Below are 20469 nucleotides of genomic sequence, written 5' to 3' on the forward strand. Positions count from 1 at the left end.
CAATCAACAATATGGTAAACGAAAATATCACCTCTTTATTGGAGCAGGAAGCGGAAGCGGTTCGCAACATACCCGTTACGCCCGGATATGAGGAAGCGGTATCGCTTATAGTGAAACATGTACACGACCTAGGTGGAAAACTGATCATGAGTGGAATGGGTAAAGCCGGGCAAATCGCCTTGAATATCGCTACCACCTTTAGCTCGACCGGTACACCTGCTTTTTTCTTACATCCCAGCGAGGCACAACACGGAGATCTGGGAATCGTATGCAAGAACGATATCATGTTATTGATCTCCAATTCAGGAAAGACACGTGAACTGGTGGAATTGGTAGATCTCACGAGGGGTTTGGTGCCAGACATGAAATTTATCGTTATCACCAGTAACCCGGATAGTCCTCTAGCCGCCGAGGCGAACGTATGCCTGTTGACCGGCGCTCCCAAGGAAGTTTGCCCGTTAGGCCTTACGCCGACTACCTCCACGACCGTCATGACGGTAATAGGCGATATCCTCGTGGTCGGAACCATGAAGCGTATCCATTTCACCAACAAGGATTACGCCAAGCGCCATCACGGGGGCTACTTAGGCTCCAAGAGCCGTGAGCTAAGCAAGAACGAATAACAAACCAGTATATAGATCATGAGAAAAGTCTTTGGTATAGGAGAAACCATCCTCGATATCATTTTTAGGAACGACCAGCCACAGAAGGCCGTTCCCGGTGGTTCCGTTTTCAACGGATTGATATCATTAGGTCGATTGAATGTCCCCGTATCCTTTATCAGCGAGCTGGGCAACGACCGGGTTGGCGACATGATTCGGGATTTCATGGAAGATAACCACATCACGACCGAGTTCGTAGACCGTTTCCCCGATGGGAAAAGTCCTATATCACTCGCTTTTCTGGACGACGATAAGAACGCTAATTATATCTTCTACAAGGATTACCCGGCGCAACGGCTGGAGGTGCCCCTGCCTAAGATCGAGAAAGACGATATTTTCGTGTTTGGCTCTTATTATTCCCTGAACCCGGTCTTGCGGACTCGTATGGTAGAATTTCTGCAATACGCCCAAGAACGGAAAGCGATCATCTATTACGATCCCAATTTCCGCAAGGCACACGCTCATGAGGCGATCCGCCTCATGCCTACCGTACTGGAAAATCTGGAATTCGCCGACATCGTCCGGGGCTCGGACGAGGACTTCCAGAACCTTTATGGCAAGAGCGACGCGCAGGAGGTTTACAAAGAGCATATTCAGTTTTATTGTGATCGTTTCTTAACAACTCACGGGGCAAACGGAGTCAATCTCCACACCCGTAATTTCACACGACATTTCGATTCCCCGCAAATCCAGCCGCTTAGTACCATCGGCGCCGGCGACAATTTTAACGCGGGTATTATCTACGGACTTCTAAAGTATGACGTACGCCATGCCGACCTTCCCTCTCTGGATCAGGATACTTGGGGAAAAATCATCCGCTGCGGAATGGACCTCGCCTCCGAGGTTTGCCAAAGCTATGATAATTATATATCCAAGGAGTTCGCGGCGAAGTATGTTAGTCAGTCTTAAATATCATTAATGAAGAAGCGGGAAAAACTTGTTTTACTATCTTTGTAAGGAAAGCTTATTATAATAGAAGACAATGTTAGGAAAGATTCTCTCTCTATTCGCCAGTGTGATCCTGTTAGTGGGTTGTTCCTCTAACGCGCCCGACATACGAGCGATTTGCCTACGTGATGACATCGGAAATTACGTGATAAAATGGGAAACCGATCCGGTAATGGAGGGGATTGTCAAGATGACCGTGTCCGACAACCCGGATCTTTTCACCAACGAGTCCCCGATCATTTACGCCAACATCAAGGATGGCGTGGCTACTTACATCACGAACGATAATATATCACGTAAGTATTTCCGCCTTTCTTTTAATGATAAATACGCACGGATCATCGGGGCACGCTCGGCGGTTATGGATAGCGTACAGAATTTCCGGGATCTAGGCGGTTATACCTCTACAAACGGGAAGACGGTGAAATGGGGCAAGGTATTTCGCTCCGGCGAGTTAAGCAGCTTGAGCGAATGGGACTCCATCCGATTGGATAATCTAGGGATCAAGACCATCATCGACCTCCGTACGAACCAAGAAACCCTCACCGCCCCTATCAAATATACGAAAGCAAATATCCTGCAAATCCCTATCTCGGTCGGCAAGATCGCCGATGCCCCCCAACGTGTTATCGAGGGACGAATGCGGAAAGGAGACGCCGGGGTATATATGGAAGACGAGTACCTGCAATTCGTGACAGATAATACCGATCAGTTCGCCAAGGTACTGGAACAGTTCCAGAACGAGGATAATTACCCCATTCTCATCAGTTGTTCCTACGGAAAGGATCGTACCGGGTTTCTCACCGCCATGTTACTCGCCGCCTTGGATATTCCCCGGGATGCCATCATGGAGGACTACTTGACTTCCAATCAATATATCGATACGAGTCATTTAGCTGATATCGTGAAACATCTCTCCACAGACGCCCAAGAAAGCATTACGGTATTCCTTACGGCCAACGAGGGACTCATGGACCTAGCTTTCCATAAAATCAAGAAAGAGTACGGTTCCACCGAGAAATATTTGTCGAAAGGATTACGTCTTACTGATAAGAAACGTGAAAGGCTAAAAGATATATTACTTTATTGATATGAATCCGAATTATTTACGTACCTTTGCGGCCACTGAATATTATCATATATACACAATCGCATTTTGAAAACATTTGAAGAATTAGGAGTTGCCGCACCGATATTAAAGGCAATTCAAGAGATGGGCTACGAATCGCCCATGCCCGTACAGGAAGAAGTGATTCCTTTCTTACTGGGAGAAGATAACGACGTAATCGCATTGGCACAAACAGGAACCGGCAAGACAGCCGCTTACGGCCTGCCGATCCTGCAAAAGATCAATGTCTCTCAATATCAGCCCCAAGCGCTTATCCTTTGTCCGACACGCGAGCTTTGCCTACAGATAGCGGATGATTTGAACGATTATTCTAAATACATCGATAACCTGAAGGTTCTCCCTGTATACGGAGGTTCCAGTATAGAGAGCCAGATCAAGACACTGAAGAGAGGTGTACACGTGGTAGTGGCTACCCCGGGACGTTTGATCGACTTGATGAACCGCAAGACGGTTGACTTAAGCAACGTAAAGAACGTCATCCTCGATGAGGCGGACGAGATGTTGAACATGGGTTTCACCGACAGTATCAACGAGATCTTGGCGGCTATACCGGAAAACCGAAATATGCTGCTCTTCTCCGCTACCATGCCGAAAGAGATCGCCTCTATCACCAAGAAATACATGAAGGATCCGAAAGAGATCGTCATTGGCAGGAAGAACGAGGGAAACAAGAATATCCGCGACATTTATTATATGGTTCGTGCGCAGGATAAATATCTCGCCTTGAAACGTCTAGCCGATTATTACCCGAACATCTACGGTATCATCTTCTGCCGTACCCGTAAGGAGACACAGGAGATCGCCGATAAATTGATTCAAGACGGTTATAACGCCGACTCCTTGCACGGCGAGCTGAGCCAAGCGCAACGTGACTACGTGATGCAGAAGTTCCGTATCAAGAATATCCAGTTATTGGTCGCTACGGACGTAGCCGCACGTGGTTTGGACGTGGATGACTTAACCCATGTAATCAATTACGGTCTGCCGGATGAGGTAGAATCTTATACCCACCGCCGCGGACGTACGGGCCGTGCGGGAAAAACGGGTATCGCTATCTCTATCTGCCACGTAAGGGAAAAAGGCAAGATTCGCGAGATCGAACGGATCATCAACAAGAAATTCGACAGGGGCGAGATGCCTACCGGTGAGCAAATCTGTGAGAAGCAATTGTTCAACTTGGTAGACCAAATCGAGAAAGTGAAAGTGAACGAGGAGGAAATCGCCAGTTTGATGCCTTCTATCTACCGTAAATTGGAATGGCTGGATAAGGAAGATATCATCAAACGTGTCGTATCCTTGGAGTTCAACCGGATGATCGACTATTATAAAGATAACGATGATATCGAGGTTGTAGACGAGAACGCTCCCCGAGAGAGAGGTAAACGGGGTGGCAGAGGCGAAGCGGAAGAAGGTTACACCCGTTTCTTTATCAACTTCGGAAAGACAGACGAGCTTACGCCTCCTCAACTTATCGAGTTAGTCAACAAGTGCGTACCAGGCAAGGTTCGTATCGGTCGTATCGACTTACGTGATAATTTCTCATTCTTTGAGGTAGAAGAGGGAGAAGCCAACCGTGTCATGGACTCGATGAACGGCTTCGAGGTAGACGGACGACGTATCTCCGTGGAACCGGCGCAAGCGAAAGGCGAGGGAGGAAAAGGTGGACGTAGTCCTCGTGGAGGCAGTCGTGGAGGCAATGGCTTCCGAGACAGACGGGATAGCGGTAGAGGAGGCAGAGACAGCCGCCGGGAAAGTGACCGTGGAGACCGTGGCGGCAGACGTTCCAGCCGTAGTGACGACAAACCGAAGCGCAAATTCTATGAGGACACTCCTCGTAGCAGGAAGAAACGCAAGTAACATACAACTTATACATAATTTATCAAAGAAGCGTGGTTCGTTTATTACGGATCACGCTTCTTTTATTGTATATTTACAGCCGGAAAATCACAGTCAATCACAAATTCAAAGATAAGTCACATGAAGACACTGCTTAAACATCTTTCCTGCTTTTGCCTCTTCTTTATATTCGGAGCAAACTATGCCATAGCGCAAAACTACCAACATGATTTTGACCAAGTCGTAAAGAAGGTAGATGACCTCCTATGGTACGAGAAAGTGGGCGACATCGCCCATATCGACAAAGTCTACCTTTGCGGCCCCGCCCGCTGGAAAGAAACGAATCCTACCGGGATGAGCGCCGGAAACGAACTGAAATTCTGGACTTATATCTTCATCCCTAAAAGTGTGGATCCCGACAAGAAATATCCTTTGATCGTTCTCCCGCATAGTGGTGTACATGCGGATTTCAACACGTATTACGCCCATATCGTCCGGGAACTGATCGCCCAGGAATACATCGTGGTCTCCGCTGAATACCGGGGTAGCACGGGGTATGGCAAGGCTACTTACGATAATATCGATTACGGAGGATTGGAAAACGAGGATGTCTACGTTAGTCGTAATTATATGGTAGAGAATTTCGATATCGTAGATGCCAATCGTATCGGTATCATGGGATGGAGCCACGGGGGAATGATCACACTGATGAACCTCTTCACCTACCCCGGTAAATATAAATGCGGTTTCGCCGGAGTACCGGTAAGCGACGTGATCATGCGCATGGGATATTCCACCGATGATTATCGGAAAATCTTCTCCGACGAAGGCCATATCGGGAAGACTCCCCGGGAGGATATGGCGGAATACAAACGCCGCTCACCGGTCTGGCACGCGGAAAAACTACAAGATCCCCTGCTCATCCATACCAATACTAGCGACGATGACGTGAACGTAGTGGAAGTAGAGCATATGATACGCGCTCTCAAGGCCGAAGGAAAGAAGTTCGACTACAAAATATTCGACCGTGCTCCCGGTGCCCATAGCTTCGACCGGACCGACACGAAACAAGCTTCCGAGATACGACTCGGCATCTACCAGTTCCTCGCCAAGCATCTAAAACCCAATAAGCCATTCAAATCCGTAAAAGACGTACGAAAAGCGGCCTACAAATTTAATTGATACAAACATCTAAATAACACAAGAAAGATGAAGAAACTTTTTACCTATGTTCTTATGCTTTGCGCCAGCCTATCCGTTTCGGTAGCGCAACAAATCCAGTATCCGGAGCCGATCTTGAACCCGGAGAGTTGTACGAGTATCATGGTCGGTAAAAAAGCCTCGGCGGATGGCTCCGTGATGACTAGCCACACCTGCGATAGCAATTACCGCACTTGGATGGATATCGTACCTTCCGCCTCGTACGATCACGATACGACAACCACGGTCTATACCGGACGTATGCATACCGAATATGCCGAGGGAACCCGGGGGATGATAACGAAAGGAACACTGCCCGAAGCGCAGTCTACGTATCAATTCCTCAACACGGCCTATCCTTGCCTGAACGAGAAGCAACTAGGCATCGGGGAAACAACAATCACCGGCCGGAAAGCCCTTGTCAACAAGAAAGGTATGTTCATGATCGAGGAACTTCAGCGAATCGTCTTACAACGTTGCACGACCGCCCGTGATGCCATCCGTGTGATGGGCGAGTTGATCGAGAAATACGGATATGGCGACTGGGGCGAGTGCCTTACGATAGCGGATCCGAAAGAGGTATGGCATTTCGAGGTCTTCGGCGAGGGTCCGGATAAGATCGGTGGCGTATGGGCGGCGATCCGTATCCCCGACGATCATGTAGGCGTATCGGCGAATATCCCGCGTATCTCTAAGGTCGATCCGAAAGATACGGACAATTGCATGGCTTCCGCCAACGTATTCGAGGTAGCCAAGCGCATGGGCTTCTGGGACGGAAAGAAACCGTTCCGCTTCTGGGAAGCATATGCCGGTGGGAACTATGCCGGTGAACTGAAATCATTCAGTATCCGTGAATTCTTTATATTGAATAAATTAGCGCCTTCCTTGCGTTTATCGTATGACGCAGAAGAACTTCCCATCAGCGTAAAGCCGGACCGGCAAGTATCCGTAACGGATGTGATGGCTCTCCTCTCCGAAACGTACGAGGGTACGGAATACGATATGACCCAGAACTTGAAAGTAGCCGTAAAGAAAAAAGATAGTAACGAGACCGATACGGTTATCAGTCCGGTAGCCAATCCTTGGATGACTCGGGATATGGTGAACATGTTGAATGGGTTAAAACCGGACGCCGTAAAAAGCTACCGTTTGGTTGCCGTACCACAATGCTCCTACTCTACCGTGATCCAGTTACGTGACTGGTTACCCAATGCGGTAGGCGGCGTGGTTTGGATGGCCTATGATAATCCCGGACAAAGCCCCCGCATCCCCATCTTCTGTGGGACGAAAGATCTCCCGGCTTGCTTCAAGGTTTGCGGACAGCACCGTTACCGGGAAGATGCCGCCGTATGGGCTTTCCGTCGTGCCAATAAACTCGCTACCGTACGTTGGGGAGCGACTAAAGATCGTATGAAAGCATCTATCGCCCATTTTACGGAGAAAGGGCAGACAGAACTTCCTTTCGTAGAGAGCCGTTACAAAGAGATTCTTACCCAACAAGGTGAGGAGGCCGCAAAAGAATACCTAACCGGATATACCGCCGATTTCGCCGGAGCCACGATGCTACGCTGGAGAGAAATGGGAGACTCATTCTGGACCCAATTCGAAAGAGGCTTCTAATCACCACATCCGATAGTAGAGACGAGGCACACCCCGTCTCTACAATAATAATATAAACTTAAATTCATATACAATGAGAACATTCATTCTATCATGCGCCTTAGCGTTAGGTTCCTTGAGCACATTCGCTCAAGGCTACCAATTTACGGATGTAGTAAAGGTACCCGCCACGCCAGTCAAGAATCAAGCATCCACGGGAACCTGTTGGTGCTTCGCCACGACCTCTTTCATGGAGTCGGAATTACTCCGTATGGGAAAAGGGACGTACGATCTCTCCGAGATGTTTATCGTCCGCCAGAAATACATGAACCAGTTGCAGGATAATTATGTCCGCCAAGGTAGAGGTAATATCGGTCAAGGAAGTCTCTCCCACACCTTCATGAACGCTTTCAACCAAGTAGGTATCGTTCCGGAAGAGGTGTACTCGGGTATCAACTACGATTCCGACCGGCACAATCATGCCGAGATGGTAAAATACATCAAGGCGATCGCAACGACAGCTGTGGACATGAAGAAACGCAGCCCGGAATATTACAAACTAATCGATAACCTATTCGATACCTACCTAGGCAAGCTTCCGGAGAAATTCACTTATCAAGGCAAGGAATATACCCCGAAGACATTCGCCGCCTCCCTAGGGTTGAATATGGACGATTATATCGAGCTGACAAGCTTCACGCATCATCCGTATTACCAGAAATTCGAGGTAGAGGTTCCCGATAACTGGGAACATGCGCAAATGTATAACCTCCCGTTGGATGAGATGATGCAAGTCGCGGATTATGCTTTAAATAATGGTTACACGGTATGTTGGGATGGCGACGTGAGCGAGAAAGGTTTCTCTTTCAAGAACGGTGTAGCTATCAACCCGGAGGTGAAGAAAGTAGATGATTACTCTACTACCGACCGTGCCCGCTTTGAGAAAATGGACGAGAAGGAACGTCTGGAAGAAGTCTACAAATTCGAGAAACCTTTCCCGGAAGTAAACGTTACTCCGGAAGTCCGTCAAGAAGGCTTCGAGACATTCGTCACGACCGACGATCATTTGATGCACCTTACCGGCATCGCCAAGGATCAAAACGGTACGAAATATTATATCACGAAGAACTCTTGGGGAACCGAGCGTAATACTTTCGGAGGTTACTTGAACATGTCCGATAGTTTTGTCCGTGCCAAGACGATCTATATCATGGTACATAAGGATGCGATACCAAAGGCAATCAAGTCTAAATTAGGCATTTAGAACTTTCCTATCGTATAGGATATTACAATGCCCATCGTAAGGTTGTTAGAATAGGCATTCAAAGCACCTTACAATGGGCATTATTAGCTCCTTAGAATGGGCATCTGCGGAAATCATGGATGCCCATCTCTTTTTTCTCTCATCGAACCAGCTTCAACTCCTCAATCAACCTTGGGCATTTACCCCATTTATCGATCATGAAAAGGACATAGCGGATATCTACGCCGATGCAACGTTGCAAATCCGGTTCAAAAGCGATATCACCACTCATCGCCTCCCAGTTACCGTCGAAAGCAAGTCCGATCAAACGGGCGTTTTTATCGAATACCGGGCTACCGGAATTACCACCAGTGATATCATTGTTCGAGAGGAAGCACAGCTGCAATTCCCCTTTTTCATTTGCGTAAGGTCCGAAATCACGGCTACGAACCAGATCCAGTATCTCCGGTTGTACCCAGAACTCATCGCTCGTCGGGTCCTCTTTCTCTAGGATACCTTTATCCGTTGAGTAATAATTGTACCATGCGGCATCATAAGGACGATACCCTCCGATAGAACCATAGCTTAAACGCATCGTGAAATTAGCGTCGGAAGACAAAGCTTTCTCCGGATACATCTCCTTCAAGCCCGCGAAATACAAACGTTCTCCCTTAGCGATATCATACTCCGCATCACCCATCAACTGCTGTAACTGGAAGATAGACACCAATACGGACAAGCTCAGTTCCGCCGCCGGATCTTTTCTCAATTTCTCATATTGCTTCGGATTTCTCAACATCTCGGCGATCTTGTCGTACGACAATAAGGAAGTCTTCTTAAATACATCCGCCGCATATTTCTCATAATTTCCTTTATACTTCTTATCAACGCTCGTATAAATATCCGGCAAGAACTCCGAAGATACACGTTCTTTCGCGATCTTCATCATCGCGGCCAATACCTTCTGATCCAAAGACGGCTCGTAATCCTTGAAGAACGGTTGGATACGATCCTCTAAAAAGACAGTAATCTCTTCCGGAGTAGCTCCGTTTATATCCACCGATTGCACCATACGAGCCAAACGAATAATCTCCGCTCCACTGGAAAACGCCTCATTCAAATAGGTCAACGCCTCCCTATACTTATTGGTCGAGGTATATCCTTTTTCCAGCAAATTCAAGACCTCGCCATATTTAGCGCCCCGGGCCTGATCTTTCGCTACCCAATCAGCGAAGGCCGTCTCCTCCGCACGTTTACGTTCGATCACGTTTAGATTCGCCAATCCTTTATTCATACCGATCGAGTTCTTCCAATAATTGGAGCTTCCCGCATATTTGGAGGCATATTTGATACGTACGGCGTCGCTAGCCGACATAGCCTCTTTCCAGATGCCCTGCTTGATGCCACGCACCTCGATACGGGGCTTATTACTATTCTCGATACGCTGTTGCACGCCCCAAGAACACAAATAACGATCCGTGCTTCCCGGAAAACCGATTGTCATGGCATAATCCTTATCTTGATAACCTTGCATAGACACCTCCGCTACATATCTCGGGGTATAAGGCTTATTATCCGCGTTGTATTCCGCCGGTTTATTATCCGCGTTGGCGTACACACGGAACACGGAAAAATCACCGGTATGGCGGGGCCACATCCAGTTGTCCGTATCCCCACCGAACTTACCGATAGAGCTAGGCGGAGCGAACACCATGCGCACGTCACGAAATACGTCATATACGACCAAGAAATACTTGTTATTGTTATAGAAAGGAACCACGTCGGCTGCCTGGAACTCACTATTACCCACAGAGTCACAAATCACACGACCGATAGAATCGGCGGCGGATAAACGCTGGAACTCGTCCTCTATACCGGCGATCTGGCTGTTAATACGATCGCTCACGTCTACCGTCTCTTTCAAATAACGTACCGACAAACCCGGGACCGGCAACTCCTCTTGCTTGCTTTGGGATACAAAACCATCCTTCAAATAATCATGTTCCACGCTGCTCAATTGCTGGATAGAACCGAAACCACAATGGTGGTTCGTAAAGATCAAGCCCTCGTCCGAAACCGTAATACCCGTGCATCCGCCACCGAAGATTACCACGGCGTTCGCCACGCAAGGATCCGTCTCACTATACAACTGATCATAGGATGGGGTAAAACCCAACTCGGCCATTCTCGCCAAATTCTGCTTATTCAATTCCTTCAGCACCCACATGCCCTCATCGGCATATAACTGGCCGGAAGCGGCTAAAAGCAACAAAGCCGCCCACACTCTTTTCATCAACTTCATTCTTCTCTTATTAGTCTAAATTATTCGATTAGTAACTTAATGTTTTTTACCTCGACACGGGCCGACAACCATTCTGTAATCTTTTTACGCTCAACCTCTTTCACCTTCGTCTTACTCTTCAGATAAACCAGCATGACCGTATCCGGTTTCGCCGTCTCCGTATTCACGATATAGGTATGCGAGCAAGAAGCCTCTACCACAAAGGGGAACAACACTTTCATTTCCGGGATCAACTCGGATGTCAGGCGCCCATAACTCTGGTATTTGTCAACCTGCCGTTTTAAAGAATCGATCTGGATGGTTTGCACACGCAGCACCTCTTCGCTATTCTTATACAAATCCTGCATCAACAGGCTCTTCAGCTCGTTGATATCCGTCGCTTCCTGGCCAAAGCCCTGCTGTACGATCAAATGGACATTTTTCAATCCGTATTTTGGCATTTTGGCTTTTGCGTTCGCGATCATCTCGTCTGGTACGGTTTGTCCGATCAACACCACTTTTACCTCTTTCTTCTCGCTTGTATCCGTAATCACCTTACTCAATATTTGCGTATTCGGGAAACTCAGTTCTTCGGTGACAAACGTTCGTACCCTCTCATTAAAATAACTGCTACGGATTAAGTTATAACTCAAGAAAAGACTGGGTACGATCGTAAAGAATACGATAATACCGACATAGCGGGTCACGATCTTTTCCCGTTGTTTATCCAGGAATACTTTCTTCGGATACTTCAATAAACGTACCACCACATAAGTAGCCAAGCTAATAAATACCGTATTGATAAAATACAGATAGAAAGCGCCGAAAAAGTAATATAAATTACCACTCGCCAAACCGAATCCCGCCGTACAAAGCGGAGGCATCAACGCCGTAGCGATAGCCACACCCGGGATCACGTTTCCCTTGCTTTTCGTAGAGCTCGCCACGATTCCCGCCAGACCGCCAAAGAAAGCGATCAACACGTCGTATACCGTGGGCTGCGTACGGGCAAGCAACTCGCTTTGGGCCTCACTGATCGGTGATATGAGAAAATACAAGGTAGACGTTATTACGCTGAAGACCGTAGCCGTGGCAAAATTACGGAACGACCGCTTGATCAACTCGAAATCAGAGATACCCAATCCCAAGCCGAATCCCATGATCGGTCCCATCAGCGGCGAGATCAACATCGCGCCAATGATCACTGCCGTAGAGTTGGTATTTAACCCGAGAGAAGCGACAAACGTAGCGAAAATAAGTACCCATAAGTTCGTCCCCTTAAACTCTATCCCCTTTTTAATGGATTCTATCGTCTCCAGCTCATCTTCCTTTTCCTGCCTGACGTCGAAATTACGGACAAAAAAATCCATAATCTGTTTATGTAGCAATCCTTTTTCCATGCGGTATTAATCTTGTCCCATATTTATGCAAAGATATTTCAATTGTTTGTTTTTCTAACTATTTAATAGCTTTTTTATGGTGAGATTACGTATATTTGCATTTACAATACAACAACAAGAGATCCTATTTGTATGAAACGATATCTAATGCTTTTATGCTTATTGTTTATGTCCTTTGTCGTTTCATCTCAAACGACCACACCAGACTCACTCAAAAACGCCTTGCAAAAAGCAACCTCCGAACGCTCAAGATTGGAAATCCTTACCAATTTAATGGACATCTCACGAAACGATGACATATTAGTAAACGCTAAACAACTCTATCAGGAAGCCTTAAAAGCGAATGACAATTACTATAAGGAAGCGGCATTGACCGAGATTCTCCGGCATTATATCAACACGGACCAAACCGATAGCGCAAATGTCTATATCGCCAAAGCCGAGCAGGAGCTAAAAGGAGAAGCCAGAACCAGCCTCGTATCGTTCATGAAAATGATCCAAGATACGCGCGTCATATTCTACACATCCGGTGAACCGAGAAGGAAAGTCCTCATGAATTGCCTATTCAAGCTGGAGGAACCCGACAAATTGTCTCCCTATGAGAAAATAGCCTGTAATTATGTACTTGGTATGGCTGTCAGCAACAGCGTCATGGAAGAGAACATGCTTCAGGAGGACTTCAAGCAAGGGAAAGAATATTTCGATAATGTTCTGGCCGAGGCGGAAAAACTGCCCCTACGATATGCGTACAATTTCTTGCCTAACACCTATTTCATGCTATGCGCTTATGCGAGTGACCCTCAAGAACGAGGACAATATGCTACCCGTTACCTAAACACGATCTTGGGCTACTCTAATATCCCGGAGATGAGGAAACGTCCTTACGCGATCAACAAACGCCATTTATTAAGCGCTTATTCAAACCTTGCCATTAGCGCCGAGGCTATCGGAAAAGATTTGGCGACCTCCTATTACCGTGAGTTCATGAATCTGTTGAAAACTTATCCGGAATCAGCTAGCGCCGCCCCGGAGTATGAGCTCTACTACACCTCATCGAATTATTACCTAGGTATTAAGGACTATAAGAAATTCATTGAGTTCAGCGACTCTTTGATCAATTTCTCCAAACAGATACCGCTTTACAAGGAACATGTAATCGCTTATGTATCCGCCAAAGCTGCCGCCTACGACAGCCTCCGGATGTACAAGGAGGCCTATGAGACATCCAAGGAGTACGCAGTATTGCTAGATACCTTGCGTATGCAAGAACTCAGGAAGAAAATGGAAAATCTGGAGATCGAGAAAGGGGCGAACGAGTTGGTGATCGAAAAGAAATCATTGGAACTGGAATTACAGGAAAGCAAGAAAGAGAATTACCTGTATATGTCCTTATTGCTTCTAGCTTTATGCACCGTATTCTATATCTTTTTCCGGCTAGGCAAAATGAGATCTCTTTATCAAGCACTACAAAAATCCAATGAGCAGGTCTTGATAGCGAACCAGAAAGCACAAGAGAGCGAGGAGATGAAGACCGCCTTCATCCGGAATATGTCGCATGAGATACGGACTCCCTTAAACGCAATCAACGGTTTCTCGGAACTCATCACCAACGACGATATCTCCATGGACGAGAAACAGGCTTTCAGCCGTATTATCTATGAAAACTGTTACCACTTGACTTCCATGCTGAACAATCTCCTTGAGATCGCCCAGCTCGATAGCGGCAATGATTCCCTTCCTCTTGTTCCCACACGTATCCATGAGCTTTGTTTACATGAGATGCAACAGGTAAAGAAATATCAAGAGAAGCCGGAGATCAACTATGTGGTGGAAGGCGATAAGGAGAATGATATGATCTTGACCAACCGTGCTTATTTCAGTTTGATCATCTCGCATCTGCTGGCAAACGCGAATAAATTCACGGAGAAAGGAAGCATCACGCTTTCATACCATCTGGATAGCGGAGCCAATTTAGTGACCCTGTCGGTAACAGATACGGGTTGCGGCATCCCTCAAGACAAACAGGAATGGATATTCGAGCGTTTCACGAAGACCAATGATTTCATTCCCGGCTCTGGCCTGGGGCTTTACCTATGTCGCTTGATCGTTAACCGGCTAAACGGTAAGATAAAGACAGATCCGTCTTATACGAAAGGCTCACGCTTCGTTATCACGATGCCAATCGCCACGCCGTCCAAGCCCTCCGAACCTACCGATTAACGGAAGAAACGTCCTACGTACGGGAGTTCTCGTAAAGGTAAATCCCTTTTAACCATAAATGCGATGAATACGCCTAATAAGATCGTGCGGTATCCCAACCGGAGCCATTCAGACTGTATCGGCAGTGCCATGCCTGCCACGTATAACACCGTCGCCACTCCGAAATAAAGAAATGCGGATTTCAAGTCGTACTCGATCGGGAATTTCTTTTGTCCTACAAAATAGGATAAAAGCATCATCAATAAATTACAAAAGAACGATGCCCACGCACAAGCCATATAACCGTACGAGGGACCGAACAGCAAGATAATAGAGACCGTGGCCACACATCCGATCGTGGAGAAATAGGCGCCCCATCGTGTCTGGTCGATCAGCTTATACCATAAGGAGAGGTTGAAATAAATACCGAAGAACAACTCGCCCAGCATCACGATCGGCACTACCCGTAATCCGGGATAATAAGCCGGCCCGACAAAGTACTTCAAGATATCGATATAGAACATTACCCCGAGGAAGATAAACAAGGCGAATATGATGAAATATTTCATCGCTTCCGAGTAGGCTTTCTTATTATCATCGCTCTTGTTTTTAGCGAAAATAAACGGCTCATAGGCATACCGGAAAGCCTGCGTGAACATCACCATCACCACGGCGATCTTGAAGCATGCGCCGTATATACCCAATTGCTCGTTCGCGTACTCCTTATCATCAAACAAGAATGGAAACAGGATCTTATCTGCCGTCTGGTTAAAGATACCGGCAATACCTAGAATGAGGATCGGGAAGGAATAACGCAAGATTTGTTTCAATACCGTTCCGTCTACTTTCGCCCGTATGCCCGGCAAGATATCCGGGATCAAAAGCAATAAGGTTATCAGTGTCGTAAACACGTTCGCCACGAATACATAGCCTACCCCATAATCCGGACGATAGAACCAGCTTATCGCCTCCGGATAGTGCGTATGCAACCACGGACAAGTGATCAAGAAGAATATATTCAAGATAATATTCAAGAAAATACTCAGCAACTTAATCCCGGCGAAACGCCATGCTTTTCCCTTATACCGAAGATAAGCGAACGGAATGCAACAAAAAGCGTCTACCGCCACGATACCCGCCATCATCCCGATATACTCCGGATGGTCACCATATCCCAAGCCGGCACTAATAGATGGTAACAAGGCGAAAACCGCTACGCTAAACAGCGCCGAACTTCCCAGCAGGCAATACAGCACGGAAGCGTACACCCGCATCGGCTCTTGCTCCTCTTTTTTGTTGATGAAGCGGAAAAAACCCGTCTCCATGCCATAAGTAAGCAAGACCAGCAACAGGGCTGTCCAACCATATAAATTCGTCACGATCCCATAATCCCCTGTCCCGGCCAACACACGTGTGTACATCGGCACCAACATCCAATTCAGGAAACGCCCCACTATACTACTCAATCCATAAACGGCTGTCTCTTTAGCGAGCCGCTTCATTCCTCCTGCCATATCGTATCTGTCTAATCAAATAAAGAACCTTGTTCCCCCACCCGGCTACGTCCCAGATGGGTATAAGCTAAATCGGTGACCTCACGGCCACGGGGCGTGCGTTTGATAAAGCCCTCTTTGATCAAGAAAGGCTCGTACACTTCTTCTAGCGTTCCGGGGTCCTCGCCCAAAGCCGTGGCGATCGTCGTTAATCCGACCGGGCCTCCCTGGAATTTATCAATGATCGTCGTTAGCAACTTATTATCGATCTGATCCAAGCCATACCGGTCTATATTCAACGCCTCCAAAGAGAAGCAAGCGATCGCCTTATCGATATCCCCGTTCCCCTTCACCTGAGCGAAATCACGCACACGGCGCAATAAAGCGTTGGCGATACGAGGCGTACCCCGGCTACGGGAAGCGATCTCCCTAGCGGCGTTCAACTCACATTTTACATTCAAGATATTAGCACTACGGAGCACGATCTTCGTCAGCGTCTCCATATCATAATACTCCAAGTGCATATTGATACCGAAACGGGCACGCAGCGGACTAGTCAGCAAGCCGCTACGGGTCGTAGCGCCAATCAATGTAAACGGAGCCAAATCGATCTGTATCGAGCGAGCGCTTGGTCCTTTATCGATCACAATATCGATCCGGTAATCCTCCATAGCGGAATACAGGTATTCCTCCACGATCGGGCTCAACCGGTGAATCTCATCGATAAAAAGCACGTCGTTCTTCTCCAGCGAGGTCAATACCCCGGCCAGATCTCCCGGTTTATCCAGCACCGGCCCCGACGTGACCTTGAAACCAACCCCCAACTCGTTCGCTATAATATTCGACAACGTCGTCTTTCCCAACCCGGGAGGTCCATGCAAAAGCACATGATCCAGCGCCTCCTTACGCATGCGGGCAGCCATGACGAACACCTTCAGGTTCTCCACCACCTTCGCCTGCCCGCTGAAGTCACGGAGCGAAAGCGGCCGAAGCACGTTCTCGTACTCTCGCTCGTTTTCCGGCATCCGGGCATCCCTTATATCAAAATCATCTTCCATATTCACGTTCATTGACTTGCAAAGATAATGTTAAACAACACATTCACGAAAATAGATGTATAAAATATTTTTCTGACAGTGAGAAAAGCATATGTTTGCTAAAGGGACACCTTTAAAAACATACTACCATGAAACTTATACTCACAATCTCTGCGATGATCCTGTTCCTGATAACGGGATGCGAAAGTGGCAAGCAACCGGCTAACGACTTTTTAACCGTGGATATCACGGCAAATTATCCGAAGAAGGAACTGATTCTTCAAGACTTTTTGGATGTGGAATACATCCCATTAGAAACGAATGAGGAATTCATAACCTCAGCCAGCATGCAAGCCATCGGCAAAAATCTCATAATCCTTAGAAACAAGAATGGACAAGACGGAGATATATTTATCTTCGACCGGACCGGAAAAGGCCAGAGAAAAATCAACCGCAGCGGCCAAGGTAGCCAAGAATACACGAATATCGGGTCTATTGCCCTCGATGAGGAGAAAGGTGAGCTGTTTATCAACAACTACTATTCGAGCCAGTTTATCGTATACGACCTGTCCGGAAACTTTAAGCGAACTTTAAAGTACGATAAAGATTTTAATTTCAATAGCGGGAAGATATACAATTTCGATCAAGACAACTTAATCTGCTACGATGAGATTGGCAATTATAAAAATCTGAGAAAAAGCGCATTTTGGCTCCTGTCCAAACAAGACGGGAGCATTGTCAAGGAAATCGAACTCCCTTATGAGCATAAGATATCACCGTTTTTATCAAAAGGAATTTGGTCCGCAGGACCTCGTAATACCGAATTAATTTCCCAAAATGGAAGTTGGGTCTTAATAGAGCCATCTACAGATACGATTTATAGTTATTCCCAAGATCACTCTATCAAACCCTTTATCGTAAGGACTCCACCTATCCGCTCTATGGCCCCGGAAGTATTTCTTTATCCAAGTATTCTTACCGACCGGTATTATTTCATGCAAACAACAAAGAAACAATGGGATTTTGAGAAAGAAACCGGATTCCCCAGAACCGACTTGGTATATGATAAACAAGAGGACGCTATCTTTGAGTGTGTCGTATATAATAACGATTTCGTAGATCAGACACCCGTTGATATGTGGTACGAACACGGAATACTAAAGATCATCAATAACGATGGGATCGCTTTCATAAAGAAACTAGAAGCCAATGAGTTGGTGGAAGCCTACAGGAAAGGTAAGCTGAAAGGCCGCTTGAATGAGATCGCAGCGGGATTGAATGAGGAATCCAACCCCGTGATTATGGTGGCTAAGTATAAGGAGTAAAAAACTTCTTACTTATTGTCTATTTTTCCAGACTTGTTTTTTATTCGTACATGTTTTTCGGAAAACACGTACGTGAATTTCCAAAAACACGTACGTGAATCCGTGAAAACATGTACGTGTTTTTACGGAAATCCGACAAGCATATTTATCTATCTTATTATCAGCTAGTTATGAATCGACTTCATAGTAAGATATTATTGTTGAAAATTTACTTCTAAAGATACGGTTCCTCTCCTATATTTTATGTAACTTTGCTTATAAGTCGCATAAAATATAGGACGATATGAACCAGACAATTTATCCCATCGGCATACAGAACTTCGAGAAAATTCGCAAGGACGGCTATCTCTATATTGACAAGACAGCCTTGGTCTATCAATTGGTTACTACCGGACAGTATTACTTCCTCAGCCGCCCCCGACGCTTCGGGAAAAGCCTGTTGCTGTCCACGCTGGAGGCCTACTTCCAAGGGAAAAAGGAGTTGTTCGAAGGACTGGCCATGGAGAAACTGGAAAAGGACTGGAAAGAATACCCAATCCTCCATTTTGACCTGAATATCTCCCAATATGACTCTCCGGATAGCTTATACAAGATATTAAACGACATCCTGTCCCGGTACGAAGACGAATATGGGACACGTCCCTCGGAAGTGACCCTGCCCCTCCGTTTCGCCGGAATCATCGACCGGGCCTACCGCAAAACCGGACAAAGGGCCGTGATCCTGATAGACGAGTACGACAAGCCCTTGCTACAGAACTTGCACGACGAGGAGATGCAAAACCGGCTCCGGAACATGCTCAAACCCTTCTACGGCGTATTGAAGACCATGGATAGGGCCATCCGCTTCGCCCTGCTCACAGGTGTGACCAAGTTCGGCAAGATAAGCGTGTTCAGCGACCTCAACAACCTCATGGACCTGTCGATGGATAATCGGTACGTCGAGATATGCGGCATCACAGAGAAAGAGATACATGCCTATCTGGAAGACGAAGTGAAGGAACTGGCTGATACCCAAATGACGACCTACGAGGAAACCTGTCTAAAACTCAAGCAACGCTATGACGGATACCATTTCACCGCCAAGTCCGAGGGTATATACAATCCATTCAGCCTATTGAATACCTTCGCTAAGATGGAATTCGGAGACTACTGGTTCGAGACCGGAACACCCTCCTACCTCGTGGAGCTGCTCAAGCACACCCATTACGACCTCTACGAGATGGCCAATACGGAGACTGACGCCGACGTGCTCAACAGCATCGACTCCGCCTCGAACAATCCCATACCCGTCATCTACCAAAGCGGGTATCTTACCATCAAGGGCTATGATCCTGAGTTTGGCATTTATCGACTGGGTTTCCCGAACAAGGAGGTGGAAGAAGGTTTCGTCAAATACCTACTTCCTTTCTATACGAGCATACAAGCCTCTAAGACCCCCTTCGAGATCGGACAGTTCGTTCGGGAGATACGGTCTGGCAATTACGACGCCTTCTTCCACCGCCTCCAAAGCTTCTTCGCCGACACACCCTACGAGGTGATCGCCGGGCAAAAGCCGGAACGAGACACGGAGCTGCATTACCGGAACGTCCTCTTCATCGTCTTCAAGCTGGTCGGCCTATACACGCAAGTGGAGTACCGTACCTCGAACGGGCGTATCGACCTCGTATTGCAAACCGATCGCTATGTATATATCATGGAGTTCAAGCTCAACGGAACCGCCGAGGAGGCCCTGCGGCAAATCGAGGAGAAAGGCTACGCCCTACCCTTCGCCGGAGACAATCGGGAGGTCTTCAAGATCGGCGTGAACTTCTCTGCCGAGACCCGCAATATCGAGAAGTGGCTGGTTGGGTGAAAAAGTCATGTTTTTATCCAGATATACTTACTTTGCCGATACAGTATATATCCTATGCCCGGAGAAGATATACTTCAAGTGGCATCGAAGTATATCTTCTCCCCAAAAAGGCTTCTCAAGTGAATAACTAATCATTTCCCAACTCGTAAGCTTACGGCTACCCCTACTCGTAAGTTATTCACTTGACAAGCCGTAAGCTATTCATTTGACAAGCCATAAGCGGATGGTTTGTATCTAGTGCAACAATCTGTTATTCAACACATTT

The 20469-nt window shown here is 46.9% G+C and carries 14 protein-coding genes; 10 read left to right on the plus strand and 4 right to left on the minus strand.

Annotation, left to right across the window (positions count from 1 at the left end; translation table 11 throughout):
• Positions 1-11: 11 nt before the first annotated feature.
• From ACYIA1_RS15540 to ACYIA1_RS15570, 7 genes are all read left to right on the plus strand, one after another.
• Entirely contained in the window at positions 12-623 is a 612-nt protein-coding gene (locus ACYIA1_RS15540) for an SIS domain-containing protein (RefSeq protein ID WP_005860581.1), read from the plus strand.
• Between the two features lie 18 nt (positions 624-641).
• On the plus strand, positions 642-1571 hold the full coding sequence (locus ACYIA1_RS15545) for a carbohydrate kinase family protein (protein WP_005860579.1): 930 nt from the start codon (positions 642-644) through the stop codon (positions 1569-1571).
• 73 nt (positions 1572-1644) lie between these two features.
• Entirely contained in the window at positions 1645-2700 is a 1056-nt protein-coding gene (locus ACYIA1_RS15550) for a tyrosine-protein phosphatase (RefSeq protein ID WP_005863891.1), read from the plus strand.
• 123 nt (positions 2701-2823) lie between these two features.
• Positions 2824-4596: a DEAD/DEAH box helicase gene (locus tag ACYIA1_RS15555; protein ID WP_048926899.1), complete on the plus strand. Its 1773-nt coding sequence runs from the start codon at positions 2824-2826 to the stop codon at positions 4594-4596.
• A 120-nt stretch (positions 4597-4716) separates the two neighbouring features.
• Positions 4717-5757: an alpha/beta hydrolase family protein gene (locus ACYIA1_RS15560; protein ID WP_048926900.1), complete on the plus strand. Its 1041-nt coding sequence runs from the start codon at positions 4717-4719 to the stop codon at positions 5755-5757.
• Between the two features lie 27 nt (positions 5758-5784).
• Positions 5785-7395 carry a dipeptidase gene (locus tag ACYIA1_RS15565; protein WP_121772798.1) on the plus strand — a complete coding sequence of 537 codons (1611 nt, stop codon included), beginning with the start codon at positions 5785-5787 and terminating at the stop codon, positions 7393-7395.
• A 73-nt stretch (positions 7396-7468) separates the two neighbouring features.
• Positions 7469-8638 (plus strand): C1 family peptidase, encoded by a 1170-nt coding sequence (locus ACYIA1_RS15570; protein WP_048926902.1) that lies wholly within the window; start codon positions 7469-7471, stop codon positions 8636-8638.
• 139 nt (positions 8639-8777) lie between these two features.
• Here the strand turns inward: ACYIA1_RS15570 and dpp7 are convergent, their stop codons facing one another.
• Positions 8778-10910 carry a dipeptidyl-peptidase Dpp7 gene (gene dpp7 / locus ACYIA1_RS15575; RefSeq protein WP_349213355.1) on the minus strand — a complete coding sequence of 711 codons (2133 nt, stop codon included), beginning with the start codon at positions 10908-10910 and terminating at the stop codon, positions 8778-8780.
• 29 nt (positions 10911-10939) lie between these two features.
• Entirely contained in the window at positions 10940-12298 is a 1359-nt protein-coding gene (locus tag ACYIA1_RS15580; protein ID WP_048926904.1) for a TIGR00341 family protein, read from the minus strand.
• 132 nt (positions 12299-12430) lie between these two features.
• Between ACYIA1_RS15580 and ACYIA1_RS15585 the strand changes: the two genes are divergently transcribed.
• Positions 12431-14518 (plus strand): sensor histidine kinase, encoded by a 2088-nt coding sequence (locus ACYIA1_RS15585; protein ID WP_480335802.1) that lies wholly within the window; start codon positions 12431-12433, stop codon positions 14516-14518.
• Here the strand turns inward: ACYIA1_RS15585 and ACYIA1_RS15590 are convergent.
• Positions 14515-16011 carry a lipopolysaccharide biosynthesis protein gene (locus tag ACYIA1_RS15590; protein ID WP_008778664.1) on the minus strand — a complete coding sequence of 499 codons (1497 nt, stop codon included), beginning with the start codon at positions 16009-16011 and terminating at the stop codon, positions 14515-14517. The genes ACYIA1_RS15585 and ACYIA1_RS15590 overlap by 4 nt on opposite strands.
• A gap of 11 nt (positions 16012-16022) precedes the next feature.
• Positions 16023-17048 (minus strand): Holliday junction branch migration DNA helicase RuvB, encoded by a 1026-nt coding sequence (gene ruvB / locus ACYIA1_RS15595; protein ID WP_008778665.1) that lies wholly within the window; start codon positions 17046-17048, stop codon positions 16023-16025.
• Positions 17049-17176: 128 nt separating this feature from the next.
• On the opposite strand from ruvB, the gene ACYIA1_RS15600 reads away from it, so the two are divergent.
• Both ACYIA1_RS15600 and ACYIA1_RS15605 read left to right on the plus strand, forming a co-directional pair.
• Positions 17177-18352, plus strand: coding sequence for a 6-bladed beta-propeller (locus ACYIA1_RS15600; RefSeq protein ID WP_048926906.1), 1176 nt, complete (start codon positions 17177-17179; stop codon positions 18350-18352).
• Between the two features lie 283 nt (positions 18353-18635).
• On the plus strand, positions 18636-20204 hold the full coding sequence (locus ACYIA1_RS15605; protein ID WP_480335805.1) for an ATP-binding protein: 1569 nt from the start codon (positions 18636-18638) through the stop codon (positions 20202-20204).
• Positions 20205-20469 lie beyond the last annotated feature (265 nt).

It is taken from the genome of Parabacteroides sp. KHUB-02, from assembly GCF_056640955.1.